21 protein-coding genes and 2 pseudogenes are annotated in these 24,558 nt (G+C 39.4%); 11 read left to right on the top strand and 12 right to left on the bottom strand.

Going from position 1 to position 24,558, the window contains the following annotated elements; translation table 11 throughout:
- Nucleotides 1-22: 22 nt before the first annotated feature.
- The 4 genes from F994_RS17745 to F994_RS04940 all read left to right on the top strand — a co-directional run bounded on the left by F994_RS17745 (nucleotide 23) and on the right by F994_RS04940 (nucleotide 1,486).
- Nucleotides 23-442: a hypothetical protein gene (locus F994_RS17745; protein ID WP_004649038.1), complete on the top strand. Its 420-nt coding sequence runs from the start codon at nucleotides 23-25 to the stop codon at nucleotides 440-442.
- Between the two features lie 119 nt (nucleotides 443-561).
- On the top strand, nucleotides 562-933 hold the full coding sequence (locus F994_RS17750) for a replication initiation factor domain-containing protein (protein ID WP_265586613.1): 372 nt from the start codon (nucleotides 562-564) through the stop codon (nucleotides 931-933).
- A 147-nt stretch (nucleotides 934-1,080) separates the two neighbouring features.
- Nucleotides 1,081-1,203: a hypothetical protein gene (locus F994_RS17935; protein WP_265586611.1), complete on the top strand. Its 123-nt coding sequence runs from the start codon at nucleotides 1,081-1,083 to the stop codon at nucleotides 1,201-1,203.
- Nucleotides 1,187-1,486 (top strand): hypothetical protein, encoded by a 300-nt coding sequence (locus tag F994_RS04940; RefSeq protein ID WP_004649039.1) that lies wholly within the window; start codon nucleotides 1,187-1,189, stop codon nucleotides 1,484-1,486. Before F994_RS17935 ends, F994_RS04940 begins: the two co-directional genes overlap by 17 nt.
- 197 nt (nucleotides 1,487-1,683) lie before the next feature.
- Here the strand turns inward: F994_RS04940 and F994_RS04945 are convergent, their stop codons facing one another.
- Together F994_RS04945 and F994_RS04950 are read right to left on the bottom strand one after the other, a co-directional pair.
- Nucleotides 1,684-1,884, bottom strand: coding sequence for a hypothetical protein (locus F994_RS04945; RefSeq protein ID WP_004649040.1), 201 nt, complete (start codon nucleotides 1,882-1,884; stop codon nucleotides 1,684-1,686).
- Nucleotides 1,885-1,989: 105 nt separating this feature from the next.
- Nucleotides 1,990-2,928: a LysR family transcriptional regulator gene (locus tag F994_RS04950; RefSeq protein WP_004649041.1), complete on the bottom strand. Its 939-nt coding sequence runs from the start codon at nucleotides 2,926-2,928 to the stop codon at nucleotides 1,990-1,992.
- A 202-nt stretch (nucleotides 2,929-3,130) separates the two neighbouring features.
- On the opposite strand from F994_RS04950, the gene F994_RS04955 reads away from it, so the two are divergent.
- Entirely contained in the window at nucleotides 3,131-6,610 is a 3,480-nt protein-coding gene (locus F994_RS04955; RefSeq protein WP_004649043.1) for an indolepyruvate ferredoxin oxidoreductase family protein, read from the top strand.
- A gap of 130 nt (nucleotides 6,611-6,740) precedes the next feature.
- Here the strand turns inward: F994_RS04955 and F994_RS17985 are convergent, their stop codons facing one another.
- Together F994_RS17985 and F994_RS17990 are read right to left on the bottom strand one after the other, a co-directional pair.
- Nucleotides 6,741-6,926 (bottom strand): DUF488 family protein, encoded by a 186-nt coding sequence (locus F994_RS17985; protein WP_322740048.1) that lies wholly within the window; start codon nucleotides 6,924-6,926, stop codon nucleotides 6,741-6,743.
- Nucleotides 6,927-6,992: 66 nt separating this feature from the next.
- Complete coding sequence (locus F994_RS17990) at nucleotides 6,993-7,427, bottom strand: MATH domain-containing protein (protein ID WP_004649044.1); 435 nt, start codon at nucleotides 7,425-7,427, stop codon at nucleotides 6,993-6,995.
- A 214-nt stretch (nucleotides 7,428-7,641) separates the two neighbouring features.
- Between F994_RS17990 and F994_RS04965 the strand changes: the two genes are divergently transcribed.
- The gene (locus tag F994_RS04965; RefSeq protein WP_004649045.1) at nucleotides 7,642-8,340 is read left to right on the top strand and encodes a DUF1826 domain-containing protein; all 699 of its coding nucleotides are present in this window, start codon (nucleotides 7,642-7,644) and stop codon (nucleotides 8,338-8,340) included.
- Nucleotides 8,341-8,448: 108 nt separating this feature from the next.
- On the opposite strand, the gene F994_RS04970 is transcribed toward F994_RS04965, so the two are convergent.
- The 4 genes from F994_RS04970 to F994_RS04985 form a co-directional block, all read right to left on the bottom strand.
- A complete protein-coding gene (locus tag F994_RS04970; RefSeq protein WP_004649046.1) occupies nucleotides 8,449-9,249 on the bottom strand; it encodes a sulfite exporter TauE/SafE family protein in 801 nt (266 codons plus the stop codon).
- Nucleotides 9,250-9,294: 45 nt separating this feature from the next.
- Nucleotides 9,295-9,786 carry a flavin reductase gene (locus F994_RS04975; protein WP_034696557.1) on the bottom strand — a complete coding sequence of 164 codons (492 nt, stop codon included), beginning with the start codon at nucleotides 9,784-9,786 and terminating at the stop codon, nucleotides 9,295-9,297.
- A 161-nt stretch (nucleotides 9,787-9,947) separates the two neighbouring features.
- A complete protein-coding gene (locus F994_RS04980) occupies nucleotides 9,948-10,994 on the bottom strand; it encodes a methionine synthase (RefSeq protein WP_004649049.1) in 1,047 nt (348 codons plus the stop codon).
- A gap of 37 nt (nucleotides 10,995-11,031) precedes the next feature.
- Complete coding sequence (locus F994_RS04985) at nucleotides 11,032-12,024, bottom strand: DUF1852 domain-containing protein (RefSeq protein ID WP_004649050.1); 993 nt, start codon at nucleotides 12,022-12,024, stop codon at nucleotides 11,032-11,034.
- Between the two features lie 538 nt (nucleotides 12,025-12,562).
- On the opposite strand from F994_RS04985, the pseudogene F994_RS17125 reads away from it, so the two are divergent.
- Nucleotides 12,563-12,877 (top strand): annotated as a pseudogene (locus F994_RS17125) (epoxyqueuosine reductase QueH).
- Here F994_RS17125 and F994_RS04990 read toward each other — a convergent pair.
- Nucleotides 12,874-14,281: pseudogene (locus tag F994_RS04990) on the bottom strand (methylenetetrahydrofolate reductase C-terminal domain-containing protein). The pseudogenes F994_RS17125 and F994_RS04990 sit on opposite strands and share 4 nt — an antisense overlap.
- Nucleotides 14,282-14,427: 146 nt before the next feature.
- On the opposite strand from F994_RS04990, the gene F994_RS04995 reads away from it, so the two are divergent.
- Complete coding sequence (locus tag F994_RS04995) at nucleotides 14,428-14,817, top strand: ester cyclase (protein WP_004649052.1); 390 nt, start codon at nucleotides 14,428-14,430, stop codon at nucleotides 14,815-14,817.
- A gap of 174 nt (nucleotides 14,818-14,991) precedes the next feature.
- On the opposite strand, the gene F994_RS05000 is transcribed toward F994_RS04995, so the two are convergent.
- Nucleotides 14,992-17,121 (bottom strand): TonB-dependent siderophore receptor, encoded by a 2,130-nt coding sequence (locus F994_RS05000; RefSeq protein WP_004649053.1) that lies wholly within the window; start codon nucleotides 17,119-17,121, stop codon nucleotides 14,992-14,994.
- A gap of 283 nt (nucleotides 17,122-17,404) precedes the next feature.
- The gene (locus F994_RS05005) at nucleotides 17,405-19,282 is read right to left on the bottom strand and encodes a potassium transporter Kup (protein ID WP_004649054.1); all 1,878 of its coding nucleotides are present in this window, start codon (nucleotides 19,280-19,282) and stop codon (nucleotides 17,405-17,407) included.
- A gap of 340 nt (nucleotides 19,283-19,622) precedes the next feature.
- Here F994_RS05005 and F994_RS05010 point away from each other — a divergent pair, with 340 nt between their 5' ends.
- From F994_RS05010 to hchA, 3 genes are all read left to right on the top strand, one after another.
- A complete protein-coding gene (locus tag F994_RS05010) occupies nucleotides 19,623-20,549 on the top strand; it encodes a chromate resistance protein ChrB domain-containing protein (RefSeq protein WP_004649056.1) in 927 nt (308 codons plus the stop codon).
- On the top strand, nucleotides 20,546-21,895 hold the full coding sequence (gene chrA, locus F994_RS05015; RefSeq protein WP_004649057.1) for a chromate efflux transporter: 1,350 nt from the start codon (nucleotides 20,546-20,548) through the stop codon (nucleotides 21,893-21,895). Before F994_RS05010 ends, chrA begins: the two co-directional genes overlap by 4 nt.
- 218 nt (nucleotides 21,896-22,113) lie before the next feature.
- The gene (hchA, locus tag F994_RS05020) at nucleotides 22,114-22,983 is read left to right on the top strand and encodes a glyoxalase III HchA (protein WP_004649058.1); all 870 of its coding nucleotides are present in this window, start codon (nucleotides 22,114-22,116) and stop codon (nucleotides 22,981-22,983) included.
- 167 nt (nucleotides 22,984-23,150) lie between these two features.
- Here hchA and F994_RS05025 read toward each other — a convergent pair whose 3' ends face one another.
- A complete protein-coding gene (locus F994_RS05025; RefSeq protein WP_004649059.1) occupies nucleotides 23,151-24,554 on the bottom strand; it encodes an efflux transporter outer membrane subunit in 1,404 nt (467 codons plus the stop codon).
- Nucleotides 24,555-24,558: the final 4 nt, after the last annotated feature.

Here is a 24,558-nt window from a genome sequence, read left to right on the forward strand (position 1 = left end):
CCTTATAAGATGGGGGTATAAGATGGGGGTATCGAATTTACAACCACAAACAGCAGAGTTCACTTTTCCTCGTAAATTAGACAACTGCAAACTTGTTTCTACAGAGGAAGGTGTTAAACCAGTTTTATTCTCAGTTCCTTGCGATATAGATTCTGTTGCAGCAGTTGATTGGGTTACATTTTCATTTGGTGTTGAAACTGGTGATCATAAATATTTAAATCTTGATCCTGAATTTGTCGAAGCTGCTTTAACTGACTGGATTGAAACATATTTAGATCAGCTTTTATTTGAGATTTTTGGTTTTGGTCTTGGTGTTAAACGTGATCGTGGAATGCATTTCCATGCTTATAGTTATGAATTACAAGATGGTTTAGGCATGGTTTTGTATGGACATGCTAATAAAAAATATCTATACAAATTAATGGCTCAGGTTGCGCTATAGCTCGTAAAGGTTGGGAATCTCAGCTCTATAAATTTTTAACTCGTGTTTGTTCTCGTCCAAAACTAAACCGTATTGACCTTGCACATGATGATTTTGAAGGTGTTCATTTAAATGTTGATATTGCTAACCATTGGGATGAAATAGACGGTTTTTGGTGTGGTGGTAAAGAACCTAGTGTTGAACATAAAGGCAACTGGAAACGTCCGAACGGTAAGGGTAGAACTCTTGTAATTGGTACACGTGAATCAGGTAAATACCTACGTATCTATGAGAAAGGTAAAAAAGAAGGCGATATTTTAAGTCGTTGGACACGTGCAGAGGTTGAGTATAAATCTTCTGACCGTGATTTACCCTTTGATGTTTTGTTATATCCATCTAAGTATTTTGTTGGTTCTTATCCATGTTTTGAATGGCTTGCTCAGGAAATCCGTGAACAATTTCAGACTCCTGAGCGCATAAAAACTGTTAAAAAACAAACAGAAATAAATTAGGATAAAGCTATTCAGATCACTAAGAATCAGTTTGGTAAATATATTCGTCAATTCTCTAAAATAATTGAACCTAATGAATTGATTAACTTGCTTTCATCATCAAAAGACGTTGTTCCAAAGCGTCTAAAGTTCTCACATGCTGCTGTTATGCAGTCTATTCGTATCAATAAACCAATTGAATCACACATTGATGAATGGCCTTTATTTGTTGGCGTTCCATTGGTGAATCAATCTTCATATAAGGAATTTATTAATGAAGTTCGTATCTGACATCACGATTTTGGGTGCAAAGCAATCTAAAGGCGAATTTGATGGTCGAAAGTTTGATTCAACTAAACTTTTTTATCAGGCTGATTTAAAGACTGGAGAAAACTTTGTCGGTCAAGTTGGTGAATCTATTACTTGGGGAACGTCTTTTAATTTTGAACGTATCAAGCACATGAAGTTTCCAGTCACTTTAAAAGGTACGTTTGAGATGGTTTCAAATGGTAGTCAATCAACTTTAATTCTTCATGATTTAGTTTTGCCTGCAACAGAATCAGCTAAAAACTAATAGAAAAGCCTTTGTATATCAAAGGCTTGAATTACATTACTTCGTATAATGTATATTATGTTAAATAGAATATCTAAGACTGTGGCCTACACAACCTCAGTTGTAGCCACAGCTCAACATCATGAATCTGGACAAGTTTATTCATGATGTTGAGTAGCTTGTGTAACATAATATACGTTATGCCGAAATCTGACGCGCTATCTCATGCGTTCAACATGATGATCGAATTTAATAAAGAATTGTTTTAAACGGTCTATTTCTGAATCTTTGTCTAAATCTGAATTTTGCAGTTGTTCTATTACGGTCTCCAGTAGATCGCGCATGTACACATAATCAGCCTTGGTTAAAACACCTTTTGATCTATCGTAGCCGACCATTTTAAAAATATGTCTGTTCATCAATCTTTACCGGCATATTATCTATGGACTGTGGTTTCTTGTTTCTGGTAAATCTACTTTTTATTATTTAATGCTTTCCTTAATGATTTGAATCACGAATTGGAATTATAAAAAATACTCTGTATCACTCTGAATTTTAGGCGAAATATGTTGCTCAACCCACGTTAACCATGCTCTTGTTTTAGCATCTATAAAATGACGTGATGGTAGTAAGGTATAAACACCAATATCAGGTGATCTCCAATCGGCTAAGACACGGCGTAATCGTCCAGTACGTATAGCCTCAATTACCGTAAAGGTTGGAAGCAATGCAATGCCCATATCTTGCTGTACCATGTCCAGTAATAGTTCTGGCGTATCTGCAATCAATGGCCCCGTAATATCGATTTGATACGAACAACTATTTTCACTGACGAGATGCCATTGCGGTGTAATAGATGGGTTCACCAATCTTAAACATGCATGTTTTTGTAGATCATCTAATGATTTCGGTTCGCCATATTTTTCTAAATAGGCTGGTGATGCGCAAAGTAATGAAAAGATTGTCCCAATTCGACGCGCCATAAATCTTGAATCAGCCAAAGATTCCGTGAGATATAAACTGACATCAATTCCTTTAGCTAAAAGGTCGGGTACATTTTGCGAAGTACGGTATTCAACTGTAAGTTCTGGATAGGTTTGACAGAACTCTGCCAGCATCGGAGACACATAATGATGACCAAAACTGGCCATACTTAAAACACGTAACCTGCCCTGCGGTTTGGTTGCCATTCCCATGGCTTGAGCTTCGGCTTCTTCCACCATTGCCAGCACTTGACGGCATTGCTCTGCATAAGTTGCACCAATATCGGTCAACGCATGCTGTCTTGTAGATCGTTGTAGTAATTTTGTTCCTAAGCGCCCTTCTAACTCGCTAATGAGTCGGGACACTTGCGCTGTTGTCAGTTCCATTTGCTCTGCGGCAGCCGTAAAGCTTCCACTATCAATGACTTTTAGGAAAGCATGCATTGCATGGAGTAATCCACCATCAAGATTTTTGCGCATAACGTAAATATGTTTTTCTTAATTACGCATTGTTGCACCAGTCTGGATCACCCACAATGACATTAGTGTACATACATCGAACAGTTCTACGGTCTTAAATGAACTGATCAATATTTTTCTCAGTATGTCATTTACTCCAAATATTCAACCGGATGTTGAAATAAGAAAGTAGCTCGAACTACAAAATTCTAAGGAGACATAAATGAATATCGCGACAAAATTTACGCCAAATAAGATTCCAACCAAGGATGTATCACTTGAAGATAAATATCTCAGTGATAACGGTACTGCTTACATGACAGGTATTCAGGCCATGGTGCGTTTACCACTTGCGCAAACACGGCGGGATACTTTAAACGGTTATCATACTGCTGGTTTTATTTCAGGTTATCGTGGTTCCCCTGTCGGAAATTATGATAATTTTCTCTGGCAAGTTGAAGGCATACTCAAGGACCATCATGTTGTTTTTCAACCCGGCGTAAATGAAGATCTCGCTGCTACTGCAATTTGGGGTACCCAACAAGCCAATCTTGCAGGTCAAGGTAAATATGATGGTGTAACCGCATGGTGGTATGGAAAAGGCCCGGGGGTAGATCGTTCAGGAGATGTTCTGCGTCATGCCAACCTTGCTGGAACAGCAGAACGAGGTGGTGTAGTTGCCTTCTTTGGTGATGATCATTCTTGTAAATCTTCGAGTATTCCACACCAGTCCGAACACGTCATGATCGGTTGTGGTATTCCAATTTTTTATCCGACTTCAATACAACACATTCTGGATTTAGGTGTACATGCGGTCGCCATGTCACGTTTTGCGGGTGTATGGACGTCGATGAAGTTAGTCAGTGAAATCGTCGAAACCTCTGCTTCTGTGCATGTAGATTTAGATCGAGTCACCCCTGTTTTACCCAAAAATGTTCAAATGCCAGAAGATGGTGTCAACATTCGTTGGCCCGATCATGGCATTCAACAAGAACAACGTCTTTATCAATATCGCTTACCCGCTGTATTGGCTTATGCACGTGAAAATAAACTGAATCAGGTGACATGGCATTGTGCTGATGCGCGTATTGGTATTGTAGCAAGTGGTAAAGGTTATTTAGATACCATTGAGGCATTACGTATTCTCGGAATTGAAGGTGAAACGGCGCAACAGCTCGGACTAAGAGTGTATCAAGTTGCTTTAATTTGGCCCTTAGAACCACAAGGTCTTCGTGAATTTGCCGAAGGTTTAGAAGAGCTGATTGTTGTAGAGGAAAAACGCCCGATTCTGGAAGCACAAATTAAAGATGAACTCTATGCGCTTCCAGATGGCAAACGCCCTCGTATCATTGGTAAAGCCTGTGATGGTAAAGGTGAATGGAGTACATCAATTAATGAAGCGCCTTTGATTGGTCACTATGAATTCCAACCTGAACCGATTGCAAAAATGTTGGCCGCTCGATTCTTAAAATTAGATATTCCTGAAAGTTTAAAAACGCAAATTCAAAATAAAGTTGAGCTGTTACAACAAGCAGAGCAAGCATCACAGCATGCGCTTGATATCGCAGAACGCAAACCTTTCTTTTGTAGTGGCTGCCCTCACAACTCATCAACTAAGCTACCCGAAGGCAGTCGTGCACTGGGCGGGATCGGTTGTCATTATATTGCCGTGTTACAGAATCATGGCACGGAAACGTTCACGCAAATGGGTGGTGAAGGCGTAAGTTGGGCGGGCGCTTCACATTTCACCAATGAAAAGCATATTTTTGCCAATCTAGGCGATGGAACCTATTTCCATTCAGGTTATCTTGCAATACGCCAAGCGATCGCTGCAAAACTCAATATGACCTACAAAATTCTTTATAACGACGCAGTGGCAATGACAGGTGGGCAGCATGTCGATGGTCATTTGAGCGTGGCACAGTTAACCCGACAATTGGATGCAGAAGGAATCACAAAACAAGTGATCGTCACGGATGAACCTGAGCTGATTCATGCCGAAGAAGGTATTGCGTCTCATGTCGAGATTTATCACAGAAATGAGCTAGATGATGTGCAACGCAAATTACGTGAGATTTCTGGCGTTACGGCGTTAATTTATGTTCAAACCTGTGCCAGTGAAAAACGCCGTCGTCGTAAACGCAATACTTACCCAGATATTGCAGAGCGAGTTTTTATTAATAGCGAGATTTGTGAAGGTTGCGGCGACTGTTCTAAAAAGTCGAACTGTTTGTCAATTGAACCTATTGAAACAGCATTAGGAACCAAACGTCAAATTAATCAAAGCAGTTGTAACAAAGACTTCTCTTGTGTCGAAGGTTTTTGTCCAAGTTTTGTCACAGTCCATACTCGAGATATAAAACGCCCAGAAATATTCAAAGGTATAGAAGCCGGCTGGCCAGAAAAGCCCATCCTTCCTGAATTGGATCAACATCCCATCCGGATCATGGTCGGTGGTGTTGGCGGTACGGGTGTGGTGACAGCAGGCGCTTTACTTGGAATGGCAGCTCATTTGGAGGGTAAAGCTGCACGTATCATGGATATGGCTGGACTTGCTCAAAAAGGTGGTACGGTTTACTCCTACATACAACTGGCGACAGAAGATGAGCAAATCTCTGCAACCAAAATACCTGCGGGTCAATGTGATTTATTAATTGGTGCAGATGCCATTGTGGCAGGCAGTAATGCAGCACTTTCTCGTTTAAAAGCGGATGCTGTTGTCATTGTCAATGAAGATAGTTCCCCTACTTCTAATTTCCTTGAATCTCGTGATTGGTACGCGCCAATTACAGATTTGATTCATCGACTTCGTGGTCGAACAACACAAGGAAAACTCGTATCTTTACCTGTAACACGTATTGCCACACAAGTGCTGGGTGATGCAATCTTTGCAAATCAGATTTTACTTGGTATGGCTTGGCAATCAGGTCAAATTCCGTTGAAACGTGAAAGTATTGAGAAGGCAATCCACTTGAATGGTACGGCTGCTGAAAAAAACCTTGAAGCTTTCCGTATCGGGTGTCATCTGATGAGTGAGCCTGACTTAGCCAAACGCATTATTGCAACAATACCAGTAAGCAGTAAACCAACCACGTTGGCTGAACTCATTGAAGATCGTTCTGCACGTCTGGTCGAATATTGGAATCAAGATTATGCAACTCAGTATCGAACTCTAGTGGAACAAGCTGCCAAAGTTTTACCCGAAGAATTAACTGGAACCATTGCGACACAGCTCTATAGAGTTATGGCGTATAAAGATGAATACGAAGTTGCGCGCTTACTCACAGGAAAAAGCTTTAAACAATCAATTGAAACCCAATTTGGTCAAGGTCTACGTTTAACATATCACTTAGCACCTCCTGCTTTGGGTGCTCATGGTGCCATACGCAAACGTGCTTTCGGATATTGGATGCGTATTCCGATGATGATCCTTGCTCGCCTACAGTGGCTGAGAGAAACGTTCCTTGATCCATTTGCTTTACAGCAAGAACGTCAAAAAGAACAGGCTTGGCGTGATCGTTATATCGCATTTGTAAAAGACATTAGTTTTACACCTGAAAGTTATGACTTATCTGTTGCTGAACAAATCGCTAAATTACCAGTAGATGTACGAGGTTTTGGTCATGTCAAAATGCAAGCGATGGACACAGCGATACAGCGTTGGGATGAGCTTGCATTGAGTCTTCGTAAAGAACATGAATAAAGGAAGTAAATTTATATAAATAAGTAGCTGATACATGACCAAACAAGGGTTGTATTGATCAGGTTCAGCTACTTAATATTTATTTTCTGATTTGAAATTAGAATTCACAATTAGATAGCGAAGGTTCTTTTTATGATGAATACGTTAGTAAGAATCTTTCAATATCTCTAATCATATCTATTACATCTTCTTTTGAAAATTGATCAACATTTCCATGAGCAGCATTATTTCTTACATCGGCTAATGCTGTAATCTTTTTTTGTTGAAGAATATTATAAACTTCTGCATTTTTTAACGCTGCATTAAGTACATCCAATTTCTTAGGCTTAATTGATTCAGGTAAATAAATATCTATACCATTGTTTTTACAAAGTTCTTTGATTTAAGTTTCTAATACCACACCAGCAGTAACCGCAGCAGCTACAAGATAGCCAGAATCTAAAAAGTGTTTAGCTTGATCTAACTCACTATCAAAAACTTCAGATTGAATAATAGTTTTAAATGATATTAATAATCCAGTATTCACATCATCTAAAGTAGCTTTTAAAACACTATTCAAACGTCTTAAAATAGTAGGTTTCCCCTCAAAAGAGTGAGTTTGTTTTTCATCTGAACAAAATAATTCATAATGAGTTGCTTTGTTATCAGCACAAATTAGTCTAAGTAATGATTTCGAACTAACTAGCCACTGTGTATATAGGTCTACACTATTTTGATCTAAGTAAAGCCCCCCATTTGAGTTTTGTTTAGCTTGACTTAGTATTTGTTCAGCTTGGCTAATGAGTTGTGTTAGTCTCTGCTGAATTTTCTCGCTCATAATTATTACTCAAATAAATTTCTATTCTGAAGCCGCACAACTTCATTTTGTGTTAAATAGCATATCTAAAGACAGTAGTCTGCATAACGTTGTCATAAGTGCTTAATGAAATACTTAAAATTTAAAAAAAACTATCTATGTCACGAATGATTCAGCATTTCTATTATCAAACTGAACGTATATTATTGCGCATGGTTTAATACTTACGTCTGCTATGAAAAATCCGTTTTCTGATAACCCTCAAATTAAAGTAGTTTCTACTTTTTCCGAACTTGTAAATTCCAATTTTCAAGGAGAGATGAATGCGCTTTGCTGGTATAGAAATTTGGTTGGAGATTTCAAGGAGATTGTGGCTAAACTTGAGTTAAAAGAAAATATTACAGAAGTTTCCGTTGAAGATCTTTTAGCATTGCAACTTTCAGAACATGGTCATCTCGCACGGGAAATTATTTTAAGCGATATCCAGCTATTAACTGATTTCGGAGCATCCCCTTCGCTTAATTTACTGAAATGTTACGAACGAGATGATGAGCTAGATTTTATTTCAACAGATGTATATTCCTATCATATTGACCGCTCACCCATAGAAACAGATACTTTCTTATGTACATACTACGGCGCTGCAAGTGATATCGTGCCCAATGATCAGGTAGAGCAAAAGATTTTAATTCCCGAGATCAGAGAAAAACTCAAAGAACTACATGATGGCCCAGAAGCTGAATTTGAAGCGTTCTTAGCAGAATACTTTTTTGATTTACATTATCAGCCTAAACCGAATGCAAAACCCGTGAACTTAGGTTCAGGACATCTTTGGCGCTTGGCGGTAGATCATCCAACGCAAAAGGTCTTACCCTGTGTGCATAGAGCACCTATTGAAAAGGATGGCGAGTATAGACTGCTATTGATTTGTTAAATGATACCCCCTCCTTTGAAAAAGGAGGGTTGGGGAGGATTTAAAAAAGCTTAACTAATCAGCATTACTCTAATGAGCTTTTTATCATAAGAATTAACTGAATATATTTTAAAGTAATCCCTTAAAAAGGAAAAAACATCCTACGCTAAGCAACAATACAGCAAAGCATTTTTTCAACATTTGTGGTGATAATGCATGTGCCACTTTAGCACCTAACTTCGCTGTAAAAAAACTCATTGAGCTTATGCCAATAAAAGCATAAATATGCACATAGCCAATACTGTTTGAAACCAAAATATTGTCTTGCGCCCCAAAAAACATAAAGCCTAGTGCACCAGCTATTGCAATGGGTAAACCACATGCTGCTGATGTTCCAACCGCTTTTTGCATGACCACGCTATAATGATTGAGATAAGGTACAGTTAAACTACCACCGCCAATTCCAAAAATTGCTGATGCAACGCCTATCCCAGTACCGGCAAATACTTGTTTAGTCGTTGATGGAAGTACTTTATTCTGCTCTACTACTTTTTTTGCACCAACAAACATGTTGTATGCAACCCAAATTGCAAATAATCCAATAATTAACTGTAGCTTAGCACTCGATAATAATCCCGCAACACCTGCCCCTAAAAAAGATCCGATGACCAGCCCTGGTGCTAGATTTTTGAATACCGACCAAATGACTGCACCATTTTTATTATGGGCCATCAATGAACTGATAGATGTCACAATAATGGTCGCTAACGATGTACCCAAAGCTAAATGCATCACAACCTCAGGATCATAGCCCATTTGCGTAAAGACCACATATAAAAGTGGTACGATAATTAGTCCACCGCCAACACCAAAGAGCCCAGCAGCAAATCCTGCTAATGCACCTATTGCTAAAAAAATAATTAATTCCACGACATACTTACTTGATTGAGAGTTAATGTTAAATAAAAAGTGAGTTTAAGCAGTTTCGGTCTGCCCCACCTGATGATAAGCACGATTAAAATAAACCAAACTTTGATCATGTTGGCTTTGTTGAATCGCGACAATACGACACATGAAAACAGTATGCGTGCCAACTTCTTGAATTTCATCAATTTCGCAATCAAAATTGACCAAAGCATCTTCTAAAACAGGTGCACCCGTTTCTAACTCTGTCCAAACGCCATGTTTAAAACGCTCTTCAGACGTCATTTTAGATGCAAAGACATTCGAAATATGCTGATGCTGTGCGCCTAAAACATTCACTGTTAAAATTTTATTTTCTATAAAATGTGCATGTGACCGAGAAGCTTTATTCATACAGACCAATAATGTCGGTGGTGTATCCGTGACACTGCACACGGCAGATGCAGTGAATCCATGACGATCAGACATGCCAGCCGTAGTCACGACACTCACCGCACTGGTTAACAAAGACATTGCATCTCTAAAGTCTGTTGCTTCAATCATCATTTTATTCCTACATTGAACCGTACATTTTTGTTTAGATTGATCTATACCAGCGATTTAGTCACATCGGCAGATTTTCTAAACGAGTTCCGAGTAAAACGAACACATGCTTTTACTCGGATAAAAGCTACCCATTTTATTAAACGGGTAGCCTTTTCACATTAAGCTATAGATGCGTATGAAGGCGAAAGTTCTTGTCGAACGATTTCTGCGCCTGCGCTTAACGCATTCAGCTTGCCTCTTGCAACGTGACGCGCTAAAGGTGCCATGCCACAGTTGGTTGATGGATAAAGTTTATCGGCATCGACAAACTGAAGTGCTTTACGTAGCGTATTCGCAACTTCTTCTGGTGTTTCAATGCTATTGGTTGCCACATCAATCGCACCAACCATCACTTTTTTACCGCGAATCAGCTCAATCAGATCCATCGGCACACGAGAGTTTTGGCATTCGAGTGAGATGATATCAATTTTAGATTGTTGCAACTTAGGGAATGCTTCTTCATATTGACGCCACTCTGAACCCAAGGTCTTTTTCCAATCAGTATTGGCTTTGATCCCATAACCATAGCAAATATGAACCGCAGTTTCACATTTCAGACCTTCAAGTGCTCGCTCAAGCGTTGCAACACCCCAATCATTCACTTCATCAAAGAACACATTAAATGCAGGTTCATCGAACTGAATAATATCCACGCCAGCAGCTTCTAACTCACGTGCTTCTTGATTCAGAATCTTGGCAAATTCCCAAGCCAGTTTTTCACGGCTTTTGTAGTGACCATCATACAGCGTATCAATCATAGTCATCGGACCCGGCAATGCCCACTTAATCGGCTGATTTGTTTGGCTGCGTAAAAACTTAGCATCTTCAACAAAAACAGGCTTTTGACGGCTTACTGCACCTACTACTGAGGGTACGCTCGCATCATAACGATTACGGATACGAACCGTTTCGCGTTTCTCAAAATCAACGCCATCCAGATGTTCAATAAACGTGGTGACAAAATGTTGGCGGGTTTGTTCGCCATCACTAACGATATCAATGCCTGCATGAAGTTGTTCTTGCAATGACAAACGTAAAGCATCTTGTTTCGCTTCGAGTAATGCTTCACCTTCGAGTTTCCAAGGTGACCAAAGTTTTTCAGGCTCAGCAAGCCAAGAAGGTTTCGGTAAACTGCCTGCAGTTGATGTTGGTAATAAAATGGCCATTTTAAATCTTCTATCTCTATGTTCTATTTCAGGTAAATTAAGCAGCGTTGCTATCTACGGTGTAATTCGCAGCCCATTGTTCAAGGATGTCTTGATAAGGCTTAATAAAGTTTTCTTCCGTCCATTTACCTTGCTTTACTGCTAATTGACCACGTTCAACTCGGTCATAAACAATTTGTGTTAATGAGTAATCTGGATACTCTAGGCTTGCTTGATAGACTTGTGCCGCTGATGAATTTGCATTGTAAATTTCAGGACGATAAATCTTTTGGAAAGTTTCCATGGTGCTAATTGCACTGATCAGCTCAAAATCGCTGTAATCACGCAATAAATCACCCGCAAAATAGAATGCTAAAGGTGCAGCGCTACCTTTCGGCATAAAGAAGCGAACCTGTAAGCCCATTTTATGGAAATACTCATCAGTACGTGAATATTCATCTTGTTTATACTCAACACCTAAAACAGGATGCTCATTGGCAGTACGGTGATACTTCTTCGCCGTTGAAACACTCAAGCAAATCACAGGTTGTTGATTAAACTCTGCTTTAAAAGTCTCTGAGTTCACTAGGTATTGATAAAGCTTGCCATGTAAATCACCAAAACCTTCTGGTGCGTACGAAGTTGAATTCTCTTTATTATGTTCTTTCAGCACCACGCTAAAATCGTAGTCACGTACATAAGATGAGAAGCTATTACCAATCATGCCCTCAATACGCTGATGGGTATGATGATCCGTAATCGTGCTTTTAAGCATTTCAATGATCGGGAAAGTTTTACCATTACCTTCAATATCTAAATTTGCAGAAATAATATCGATTTCAAGTGAATAGCGATCACCATTCGGGTTATCTGTTTGTGCTAAAGCATTGAAACGATTGTTAATCATTCGAAACGTATTACGTAGGTTCTGCTCACGGCTTTCACCACGGGCCAAGTTGGCAAAGTTAGTTGTTAGACGTGTGTTATCTGCTGGTTGATAATTTTCATCAAAACGAATGCGTTTAATTGAACATGCAAACTCTGTACTCATGGCGATCTGTTACCCTAATTTCTGCAATAAAATCTGAATTTCTTTATGCAGTAATTTATACCCGAATCATTACATGAATAAAAATGATTTAGTCTCAACCTAAAGTGAGTAAAATTCATGTTTGGGAATTTTGTTGTATTTATTAAGAATAAAGGATGAAAAGTTGGCTACCCAATTTTTGATAAGAAAAGTCATTAAACCAACATAAAATGGTGGAGAGTAATCATTTAGGATTTGCGTTATTCAACATATAAAAACCATATAATACAATAACTAAAAAGGATTATATGTCGAAAGGTGGCTAAAGAATTTACTTGTAAAAGTGATTTTTAAGGGCGTGAATTGAATTCAATATCTGACTTGAAAACTTCTATCAACGACATTTTTATTTTGTTATTTGAGTTGGGACAGCAACCATTTTATAAAGGCTCTAAAATCATCAGAAATGAATTTAACTCATCTAAAAGTTAGTAAAGATCAGTATGTTCATCTTTTAAACTTATCCAAATTGCTGGAATATTGGGTTTAGATTCAAGCCATGTCAAACAAACTCACATGTCAAAAACTGACTCTCCCAGCAGGTCATGACAAACTCCTACTGTGCACCATGTTCAGAAGACGTTATGGAAATCTTGATTGAGTCAGGCATCAACTTTTCCATCTTTTTTACAATCCCAATATTCACCCTGTCAAAGAATATGAAATGAGTAAGAAAGAAGAGTTCTATCAGCAAGAATACTGCGGCTGCGTGTACTCACTTCGAGACACCAACCGTTGGCGCATAGGTAATGGTCGTGAACGAATTAAGCTTGGTGTGAAGTTTTATTCAAATGCCATGGATGATGAAGCTTAAGCTTCGGTCGCCAAATACCAATTTTTCCACGAACTGGTTCCACGAACTGGTTCCACGAACTTCAATTGGCACCGTTGGAATCAATTTTTCTTTTAAAACTTGGGTTTGCTCAACTGCTTTTGCAAGTCGTGCTTTGACTGAATGAATACATTCACGATCACCAAACTCACAGCGATCCAAAGTGGTTCCACCACAAGGTCCATTGGCTAAACCCTTTGGACAAGTTTCAGGGCAAATGTATAAAGTATCTCCCAAACGACATTGACCACAACTTTCACAGCCCAGCACGCCATGTTTACTGACAAACTCGGTTTTGAGTAATGCATTAGCCGCCGCGGATTTATCCCAAAAATTTGCTTTAAAGATAAACTTGCCTATGCCTTTAGCAATTTTAGATTCAAATAAAGCATCATGCATCAAATGGAGATGCTGATATTTGATAATCTGACTTGATGTCGGCTGACGAGAAAAATAAGGCAGTTCAGGCATAAACGCTTTACTTGTCTTCACTTGCCAAAGTGAATTCCAAAGTAATTCAAGTGCATCTAACTCAAGATGCCGATATTCCTCAACATAGCTTTCAAGCAATATCTGTTCTTCAGGCTTATGACAAGCGGAAAGATGAATACCTGCAAAGCCAAGATACTTGCATATTAGGATTTGCAAAGCACAGCGCAAATAAACCCGATCGGTAAATCCAGCTAGTTTTTCATTTTCTAAGACTTTTAACATATGCGGGGTGATAACAATGCCTGCGACTTTATGTTTCACCATAAAGCGGGCACGCTCTAAACTGAGCGGCATCACACAAGCGAGTATTTTCTGTGGGTAATGATGATGCGTTAAAAATGATTTCGCTTGCTTTAACGCTTCGATGTCATAACCCAATTGCGTGATAATAAAATCTGCACCTGCTTTAATCTTCTTATGCAGTTTTAAGTACTGCGCATCACGCTCAGCTTCGGCATATTTGAACGGGTTAAAGGCAACACCGATTTGAAATCCGCCATGCTGCTTGGCTGCCATCACAGCGTTCACAGACTCTAAATATCGGGTACGAGGAGCTCCATCTCGTCCATGATGATGTTCTTTTAGTTTATCGCCTGTAAGCAATAAAAGGTTCTGGATATTGGCTGACTTCGCTTGCTGCAAGAATACGTCAAAATCCTGAATATCCCGCCCTTTACCTGAAAAATGTAAAACCTTATCGACTGAATCAGGATAATGCTGGCTGGCTTCAAGCGGTGCAATGTCATGATCTGAATGTACACGGTCTGCCAATGTCATGACTAACGGATATCCAGCAAATGTGTTTTTAATAGGAAAAATCTTTGTCAATGAAGTGAGATATTCCACTAAGATACAAAACTGGTTCTGCTGAAAACAAGAAGAAAGTTGTGACATAGGAAAGGTGCTTATCGAAAGATGACATCAATAGGCGTGACATTATAGGTCATAGCACTTCAATATTGCGTTATTATGCAAACGAAAGCTTGCATTTGCCTATCTCTCGATCATTTACTTCTTTGGTTAAATCTTTAAACATGTGAATGGTGTCGTGGGTTTTCAGCATTGTACAAATATTTTATACCCATCTTCAAAATGAAGACTATAAAAGTGCAACGCAACTTTGCCATGAAGACTTTGTTTTTTATCTTCAACTTGATTCACCAATTCGTGGTACAGATGGTTTTATAGAATCTGAAAAACAGAATTTTGATGCTTTTAAGGGCTTTCAGTTTACGATTGAGCAAATATTTACAGATAAAGATTCAGTTGCCGTTTTTATGATTTTTGATGGAAATCAACCTGGAACTTTAATGGATATTGAACCTACAGGTAATCAGGTTCGATTTTCACTGATGATGTTACTTAAAATTCAAGATGGAAAAATTATTGAAAAAAGAGCTCATTTTGATAAGGCAGATATCTTAAGATAGTTAGGGAAATAAAAGACTGCTCCGCTAATCGAGGCATGATTTAGTGAACAAAAGTTAACCTTATTTTGATAGAGCCTAAACAGCCCTTGTTTTGATCACTTAAAAATTCATATAAATACAGCACACTAAACGATCTGTTTAGTGTGCTGTATTTGACATTAATGAATATAAAACTTAGAAATTCACAGTCCATGATAATTGTGCTGTGCGTGGTGTACCCAGAAATAAATAGTCATCTCCAAAGAAGCTTCCCGCATCTCGCCAGTATTTCTTATTGAACAGATTGTCAACATTAAGGCGAAGCATATTGTCATAACCATAAGCACGGAAGTTATAAGCAGCACCTGCATCGAATACGGTATAGCCCGAAACTTTCACCGTGCCTGTTTTATTGGCATATTTGCTGCTGCTGTACTGCATACCTGCGAGTAAACGTAAACCCTCTACTTGAGGCATTTGGTAAGACAGATGACTGGCGAAACGAACCGTCGGTACATTTTGAGTTTGATGCCCTTTATAGTCATCTACTTGTACATCTTCCAAACGTGAACGGGTCAGTGCCAAAGTCGATGTCATATCTAAATTTTGCGCTACACGTCCTTGCAATCCCAATTCCAATCCAAGGTTATGCTGTTCACCATCGGTGACATAGTCACTAGCAGTATTGGTATATTGGTTGTCTTGCGTTAAGTCAAACAATGCCGCAGTAAAGAGTAAGGCTTGCCATTGTTGCTTAATACCCAGCTCATACTGGGTTGAATGTTTTGGCGCTAAAGTGGCATAAGCATTATTGGCATACCACGGTGCTTGACTGCCATCACTCAAGCCTTTGGCATAAGAGGCATACAGATGAGTGTTCTGCCAAGGCTGATACATCAACGCGAGCTGTGGCAAGAAGCGATTGAAGTCGGTGTCACGGATACTGTTGCCATCCGCAGCATAGGCACTTTCATTTAAATGTAAAAGTTTACCACCCAGCAAAACGGACCAAGCATCATTAAACTCAATTTGGTCCAGCAAGTTGAGAGCTGTTTGTTGACTATCCAATGATTTATAATGATTGCCTAAGGCTTTGTCCGTAGGTGTGTAGGTGATAGGATCATTAGCAATATTTCCTGAACCTATCAAGTCATTGATTGCATCATACTGAGCATGGCGTTTATAAGCATGTGACAACTCTAAGCTCAGGTTATGTTGCCATGCCCCAGTATTGAATTTACCGTTTAAGCCTGTTTTAAATTGATTAGTCAGATAACTATCATCAGGGCTACGGAAATCATAAATGTCATAGTTACCATTTTGGTCAAAGGTATATGCAAAGGCTGAATAATCATCAACCACTACACGACTTTGTGAAGCAGATAGGTTTGTTGTCCAGTTTTCATTAATTTGGTAAGTATATTTTAAGCTGGTATTTAAACTTTCATTGGTTACAGGGTTGCTCCAGTTTTGATAACCTAGCAAACGGTCCCATTCAACTCCTGTCGGTACAGTTTCACCACCAAGCAACTGATAACCGGGTACTGAGCGCTGTTGTTGACGCTGTGATTCAATATCAAATTCTAATTTTGACCGATCCGAAATTTTCCAGTCCAAAGCCAAAGAACCGAACGAACGTTTTCCATCAGCATGCTCAACATAAGGATGGATTTCTTCATGAGCCAAATTTACTCGATAGCCAAACTGCTGATCTTCACCTAACCATCCACCAAGGTCAGTTGCCACACGGTTGCCGCCATGACTATCTGCTTCGACTGTAATGGAATGAATATCTTTTGGACGTTTGCTGACATAGTTAACCACACCGCCCGGTGTTGACATACCACTTTGAATGGCACTCATACCTTTCAAAATTTCAACTTGCTCTTTGTTTTCAAGTGCGACATTTTGCTCACCGCGTAGCAAATTACCGTTCAGTAAATAACTCGATCCCGAATTTAAGCTAAAGCCGCGCATCACAAAGTTTTGATAGTAGCCAATTGGCGCGTAGCCATCACCAACGGATGCATCATTTTTGACCACATCGGCAAGTGTTTTTGCATGTTGATCTGCTATACGCTCGGCTGTTACTGTGCTGATGGATGCAGGAATTTCAGCAAGATTTTGCTGAGTAAAACCTGATAAATTGACTTTGGGTTGATAGTAAGTCGTTTGTGCTGCTTGAGCAGTGACTGTAATAGTTGCAAGTTGCGGTGTGTCGCTCTCCTCTGCTGCATGTACCCATACCGAGTTCAGCCCTAGGCATGAAAATGAACCAACCGCCAATAATGCTTTTTGTAAACGAGAAAATGGATACGTTTTCACAGTAGTTGCTCACCCCAAAAGATAATTTTACAGCCCGAATTTTGCGGCATGAGTATTCACAATTTTCTCAGAATGAACAAGCACATTATTCAACATATCTCAGCTTTTTTAAAAATTATCTCGATACGGCGCTGTACACAAAGATTTATGGGCTACATTTACTCCTCAATCATTTTATTACATAAATCAATTTAAAAATCCTTCATGAGCTTAACTTTAGGTAAATATCAGTTAAATAAAAAAAACACCTAATCAAAGGTGTTTTTTTTAAGATCAATTTTTTTTAAATTTCAATCTGGCTGCCTAACTCGACCACTCTGTTGGAAGGAATTTTATAAAAATCACTCACAGGGCTGGTATTTTTTTGCATAGTCACAAAGAGTTTCTCACGCCAATTGGACATCTTATTTGACATAATTGGAATAAGTCTTTCTCTAGACACAAAGAAACTTATATCCATTAAATTATATTCCAGTCCTAATGTATCGAAAGCTTTCTCTAATGCTTTAGGAACATCAGGTTCTTCTTTAAAACCATAATTTAAGCGTATTCGATAAAAGCCTTTATCCAGTACTTCGGTCTCAATTCTATTTTCCGTATCGACATAAGGAACCTCCATAATACTTATGGTGACCAATAAGTTACGTTCATGAAGAACCTTGTTATGTTTTAGGTTATGTAAAAGAGCATGAGGTACGACTTGTGGTGTTCCCGTTAAAAAGACAGCATTTCCGCTAATACGTTGATTTGTATCACCCATGTACTGAATAAAAGTATTTAGAGCAAGCGTATCCTTCTGCAATTTTTCTTGCAGAATTTCTCTGCCTTTTTTCCAAGTCATCATTAAGGTAAAAACGATAATCGCAATAAATACCGGAACCCAACCACCAATAAAGACCTTGAGCAGATTAGAACTCAGTAAAATAAGGTCAATAAAGACAAACGGAATAATGAAAAGTAATACTTTCCATGTCTGCCATTTCCAATAACTATAAGCAAGAAAAGCAACCAATAACGTGTCACAGAACATCGTCACTGTTACGGCTAAGCCGTATGCGCCCGCTAGACTACTACTATTTTCAAATATTAAGACTAAGATCGTAATAGAAATAAATAAGAGCCAATTAAGTAAGGGTATATAAATCTGGCCAATTTCTGAATCAGAGGTATGCAAAATTGTGAGGCGAGGTAAATATCCCAATTGAATTGCTTGTTTCGCCATAGAAAATACACCGCTGATTAAAGCTTGAGAAGCGATTACTGCGGCCGCTGTTGCAAGAATAATCATCGGATAGAGCAGAGCCGAAGGCAAAAGTAAGTAAAATGGGTTTGTAATAGCGCTTGGGTCTCGTAACAGTAATGCGCCCTGTCCAGCGTAATTCAGGATTAAACATGGCAGAACGATTAAAAACCAGCCTAATCGAATAGGCAAAATTCCAAAATGCCCCATATCGGCATACAAAGCTTCTCCACCTGTAACCGTTAGAACGACTGCTCCCATCACAAAAAATGAAATAAAAGGATTATTCACCACAAACAAAAAAGCCCAATGTGGACTAAGCAATGCGAGCACAAACGGACTTTGAATAATACTGCTGATACCTATAGCCCCAATGGAGAGAAACCATATTAAGGTTATAGGACCAAAAAATTTCCCCATGACGGCAGAACCATGTCTTTGCACAGCAAAGAGTGCGACTAAAATTCCGATACTGATTGGAATGATGAACCGGTCGAAAGCCGGTGTTGCAATGGAAAGACCTTCTACTGCTGAAAGTACAGAAATTGCGGGCGTAATAATCCCATCCCCAAAAAATAAAGAGGCTCCCACAAAACCTAAAATAATTATTATAAATTTCTTTCGAGGAGATAGACCTTTTTGGCGAAGATTTAACGCCAATAAAGCCATAATTCCCCCTTCACCATTGTTGTCAGCTCTCATGATGACCAATACATATTTAATTGAAACAATTAATGTGATGGTCCAAAAAATCAAAGACAGAATGCCTAGAACATTAATTTCATTAATAGGTAATCCACGAGTGGCATGAAAGCTCTCTTTTAACGCATATAAAGGACTCGTTCCGATGTCACCGAAAACCACTCCTAGTGCAGCCAGTGTCAATGCTGGTACTGCCGGCTTACTCACTTTATTCTGCATGATATGCGAATCATAAAATTGATAAGCCTATAATTTTATCATTAGAGTGGTCTTAAAATTTCTTAGACATAAAAAACAATGCTTTATAAGAAATTAATAGGTTTTTTATGTAAGTCTGTTCCATATAAGTGCACATTCAAAGCATTTGAATGGAACAAATATCATCCGATTGCTCGATATTATTTCATCTCTACGGTGTACATGCGTTTTAAAAGGTATTTAAACAAAAATTTATCTAGAAATTTTTTTTATGACTTTTACACATATTCTTATTCAATAAAAACCATTTTTAATCTTATAAATTTGTTATAAATTAAACAAAATTTGTTAAGTTTATAACATGAAAATATCTTTACTGATCTCATCACTTCCCAGTCAAAGCACAACCGCAAGAATGCGAATTTGGCGTTCATTAAAGTCAAATGGTGCAGCAACGTTGCGAGATGGTGTCTACCTTTTACCCGAACTACATTCTGAAAAATTCGAATCTGTTGTTCATGATCATATCAATGAACATGGGCATGCCTATATCTTTCAGACCGAAGCGCCTGCACATTTAGACCTTGCTCAACTTTTTGACAGAACTGGAGAATATGAAGAACTGAGAACCGAAATTTCACAAATACAAAATACGCTTGAAGCAAATAAGAAAAAAGAACATCTCAAACAGATTCGAAAATTAAGAAAAAACCTCAATTCACTGATAGAAATCGATTTTTTCCCGAATAATCATCAAAGCAAAGCACTGAATGAACTCACCCGATTAGAACATGCGATTGCTCGGTTAGGTGAATACGATGAACCCAATAATTTTGAACAGCAATTAAAAGTCTTATTTAAGCAAGATTTTCAAAGTAAAATCTGGGCAACCAGAAAGCGTCCTTGGGTTGACCGTTTGGCATCGGCATGGATCATTCAGAAATTTGTAGACCCTCAGGCAAAATTTCTATGGTTAGAGCATCCCAATGACTGCCCCAAGGATGCCTTGGGTTTTGATTTTGATGATGCTCAATTTACCCATATCAATCATCTAGTCACCTTTGAAGTATTAATGCATAGCTTTGAATTACAAAATCCTGCTTTAAATAAAATCGCTGAAATTGTTCATTTTTTAGATGTTGGAGGAAATGAGCCTGCCGAAGCCTTAGGCATTGAAAAAATCTTGCAAGGCTTAAGAAGCACGATCACAAATGATGATCAATTACTCCATCTTTCAAACCATATTTTTGATGGCTTATATGCAGATTTTCAAAGGAATTTAACATGAACAATCAGCCATCTTTAATAGATGAAACAGAAATTGAATCTATCAGCTTTTGGCAAGCTTTTAAATTTTGGTTAAAACTGGGATTCATTAGCTTTGGCGGCCCTGCTGGGCAAATCGCGGTTATGCATCAGGAGTTGGTTGAAGAAAAAAAATGGATTTCAGAACAGCGTTTTATGCATGCCTTGAATTATTGCATGCTCTTACCCGGCCCGGAAGCTCAACAACTTGCAACGTATATTGGCTGGTTAATGCATAAAACCAAAGGAGGCATCGTTGCAGGGGTTTTCTTTGTTTTACCTTCTCTTTTTATTCTGATTGGGCTGTCTTGGGTCTATGTAAAATATGGCAATGTTCCGATTATTGCCGGTTTATTTTATGGGATTAAGCCTGCAGTTGCCGCCATTGTATTTCATGCCACGTATCGTATTGGCAGTCGATCATTAAAAAATAAATTTTTATGGGCGATTGCAGTTGTCGCTTTTCTGGCGATATTTATTTTTAACATTCCTTTCCCTTTCATTGTTTTATGTGCAGCAATATCGGGTTATCTGGTCGGTAAAAAACATCCTGATTTATTTAAGCTAAATGCACATCCGTCCAGTCAAAAATCTTATGGACGTGCAATTATTGATGATGATACCCCTACACCGGAACATGCTATTTTTAAATGGTCTCATCTGATCAAAATAGCAGTAATTTCAGCAATTTTATGGGCAATTCCACTGGTTGCTTTAACAATGATTTTTGGATGGAGTCATTCTTATACTCAACTGGCTTGGTTTTTTACTAAAGCTGCACTCCTGACCTTTGGTGGTGCTTATGCTGTTCTGCCTTACGTTTATCAGGGTGCGGTTGGTTTTTATCACTGGCTCACCCCAACTCAAATGATCGATGGCTTAGCTTTAGGTGAAAGTACCCCCGGCCCATTGATCATGGTGGTGGCTTTTGTCGGTTTCTTAGCTGCTTATAACCATTCGCTGCTGGGTGCTGAACATCAATTTATTGCTGGTGCATTAGGTGCAATTATCGTCACGTGGTTCACTTTTATTTTCTCGTTTTTCTTCATTCTAGCAGGCGCACCTGTTATAGAGTCCACACATAATCAAATTAAATTCACGGCCCCTTTAACCGCTATTACTGCTGCCGTGGTGGGGGTAATTTTAAATTTGGCCCTCTTTTTATGTTACCACGTGCTTTGGCCACAGGGCTTTGAAGGAAATTTTGATTATATCTCTGCCATCATTGCTATTTTAGCGGTAGCCGCATTATTTAAGTTTAATCAAAGTGTGCTCAGAGTCATCATTGGTTCTGCTTTAGTGGGTTTAACGATTAAACTTTTAATGTAATTTCTATTTGAAGCCTAAATTTTTCGCTATAAAACCTCGACAGGATGTCGGGGTTTTTTATTACCCAAATGTTTATTCTGTCGTGAGTTAAAGAATACATTTACATCTTAAAACAGAGCCACTTTGAAACTTTGATATGCTAAATAGATAAGCTGTGGTACAGAACTCTAGGTTTCGCAAAATTGATAATAACCAAGCAATAACAAAGGAGAATCAGCATGGCACAGACCAGCCCAGACCGTAATCCAACCCCTGACTTAGCTGAAGATAATGCCTTTTTCCCTTCACCCTATTCACTTTCCCAATACACCGCCAGTAAAACTGATTTTGATGGAACAGACTATCCAACGCCTTATATTGGGCATAAAAAAATTCTGATGGTTGCAAGCGATGAACGTTATTTATTGATGAAAAATGGTAAGTTTTTTTCTACAGGCAATCATCCAGTGGAAACTTTACTGCCGATGTACCATTTAGACCGTGCTGGCTTTGACATTGATATTGCGACCTTATCGGGCAATCCCGTTAAACTTGAAATGTGGGCGATGCCACATGAAGATGCTGTCGTGCCTGCAACCTTCCAAAAATACTTAGCGCAGTTTAAGAAACCCTTAAAACTGGCAGATGTATTGAAAAGCAGTTTAGGGGACGACTCGCCCTATCTGGCTGTTCTCATTCCCGGTGGACATGGGGCTTTAATTGGTCTACCAGAAAGTGAAGACCTTAAAACCTTACTGAAGTGGGCAGTAGCCAAAGATAAATTTGTCATTTCTTTGTGTCATGGGCCAGCAGGTTTATTGGCAGCGGCATTCAATGAAGCACCCGAAAACTATATTTTTAAAGGTTATAAAATGTGTGTTTTCCCCGATGCACTGGATCAAGGGGCAAACCTAGATATTGGTTATATGCCGGGCGAATTACCTTGGTTACTAGCAGATCGCTTAGAAAAGTTGGGTGTCGAAGTGGTCAATAAAGAAATGTCTGGGCAGTGTATTCAAGACCGTAAGTTAATTACCGGAGACAGCCCATTGGCATCGAATACTTTGGGTAAAATGGCAGCGCAAGCACTCTTAGCTGAGGTTCAATAGTTAAACTTTATTAAATCAAGAGCGCCTAGGCGCTCTGTCTATAAAAGATTCTATTTACGCATCAATACTGTACTTTGAATGTGTACAGACATCACTTGTGCCCTAAGATTAACTAAAATTCAATCTATGTCTGAAATAGCAACAGACTCTATTTATTAAAAATAGCATTAAGACAAAGCGTAATTTCCACCTAATGCTGCAATTAATTGTGCTGTATTTTTAAGCTGCAATTGCTTAAGTTCTAAAGCTGCCTGTTCGGCTTGCAGTCTTAAATTCTGAGCGCTCACCACTTCCAGATAGCTTACTAGACCTGTATTATAGCGCTGTGTAACGACTCGCTCATTTTCTGTAGCCAGCGCAGACAATTTAGCCTGCTCCGCCTGCTGCTGCCTGAAACTGGCAGACTGCATCAGCGCATCCTCCACTTCTTTCCAGCCTGTCAGTACAGCCTGCTTATAGGCTGCGGATTTTTCATCATAATTTGCTTGCGCTGCAGCGATGTCAGCTTTTCTTTTGCCGCCATCCCACAGCACCGCAGCGGCTTTCAGCCCCGCCGACCATAAATACTGTGGAGATTGGAACAGTTGACTGAAAATCTGGCTGTTCATGGCGCTGTTCAAGCCAATACTGACATCCGGCAGCCATGCCGTTTGCGCCAATCCCAGCTGTGCATGAGTCGCTGCTAGATCACGTTCAGCACGCAGCACATCAGGCCGCTGTATTAATAAACGACTCGGAAGCTGTGTCGGCAGCGCTGGGACTTGAAACACTATTTTTTGTGGCGCCAACTGAAATTGAGCAACGCCCAGACCTTGTAAAATAGCCAAAATATTTTCTTGCAAATTACGTTCTCTTTGCGTTTCTATTCGCTTTATCTGCACCTGTTTTAGCTGGGTTTCGGCCTGTATGACATCTGCACGTGCAATCATCCCCGCAGTATATTGATTCTTTAAAATCTGCACTGAACGGACATAACTTTGCTGCGTTTGCTGAAGAATATTGATTTGCGCATCCAGTACACGAATATTCCAATAGGCTTCTGTGGCTAACAACTGTTGGCTTAATTTGACCGCCTGCAATTCTGCTCCAGCAGCTTCAAAATTGGCCTGCTGACCTTCTATGGCCTTGGCCACCCGCCCCCATACATCCGGGATCCAGCTGGCCTGAATTTCGTTGCTAAATTGACCGCTTGAAGCGGTATTTTTGCCGCCGCTGCGGTTTGCAGAAGCATTCAGCGCCAAACTCGGCTGGCGGGCAGCACGCTGCTGTTGCAGCAATCCATGGGCGTAGCGGAAACGGGCCTCCGCCTGCTGCAAGCTTAAATTTTCCTGATTCAGCTGCTGCATCAACTGGCTAAGCATAGGGTCTTGATAAATCTGCCACCAGTCCGCCCCAACTGGCTGCAACGCGCCAGTTGCTGTCCAGTTTAAACTGGCATATTTATACTGTTCATCTACTTGAATCTTAGGCGCCTGATATTCCGGCGGTCGCACAACAGCGGTTGAAGCGCATGCGGTCAATATCATTAAGCCGCTAAGGCAAACCGCATTTTTATAGAACAAATTTTGCATCCCA

The sequence above is a fragment of the Acinetobacter bohemicus ANC 3994 genome, from assembly GCF_000367925.1.
GTDB lineage: Bacteria > Pseudomonadota > Gammaproteobacteria > Pseudomonadales > Moraxellaceae > Acinetobacter > Acinetobacter bohemicus.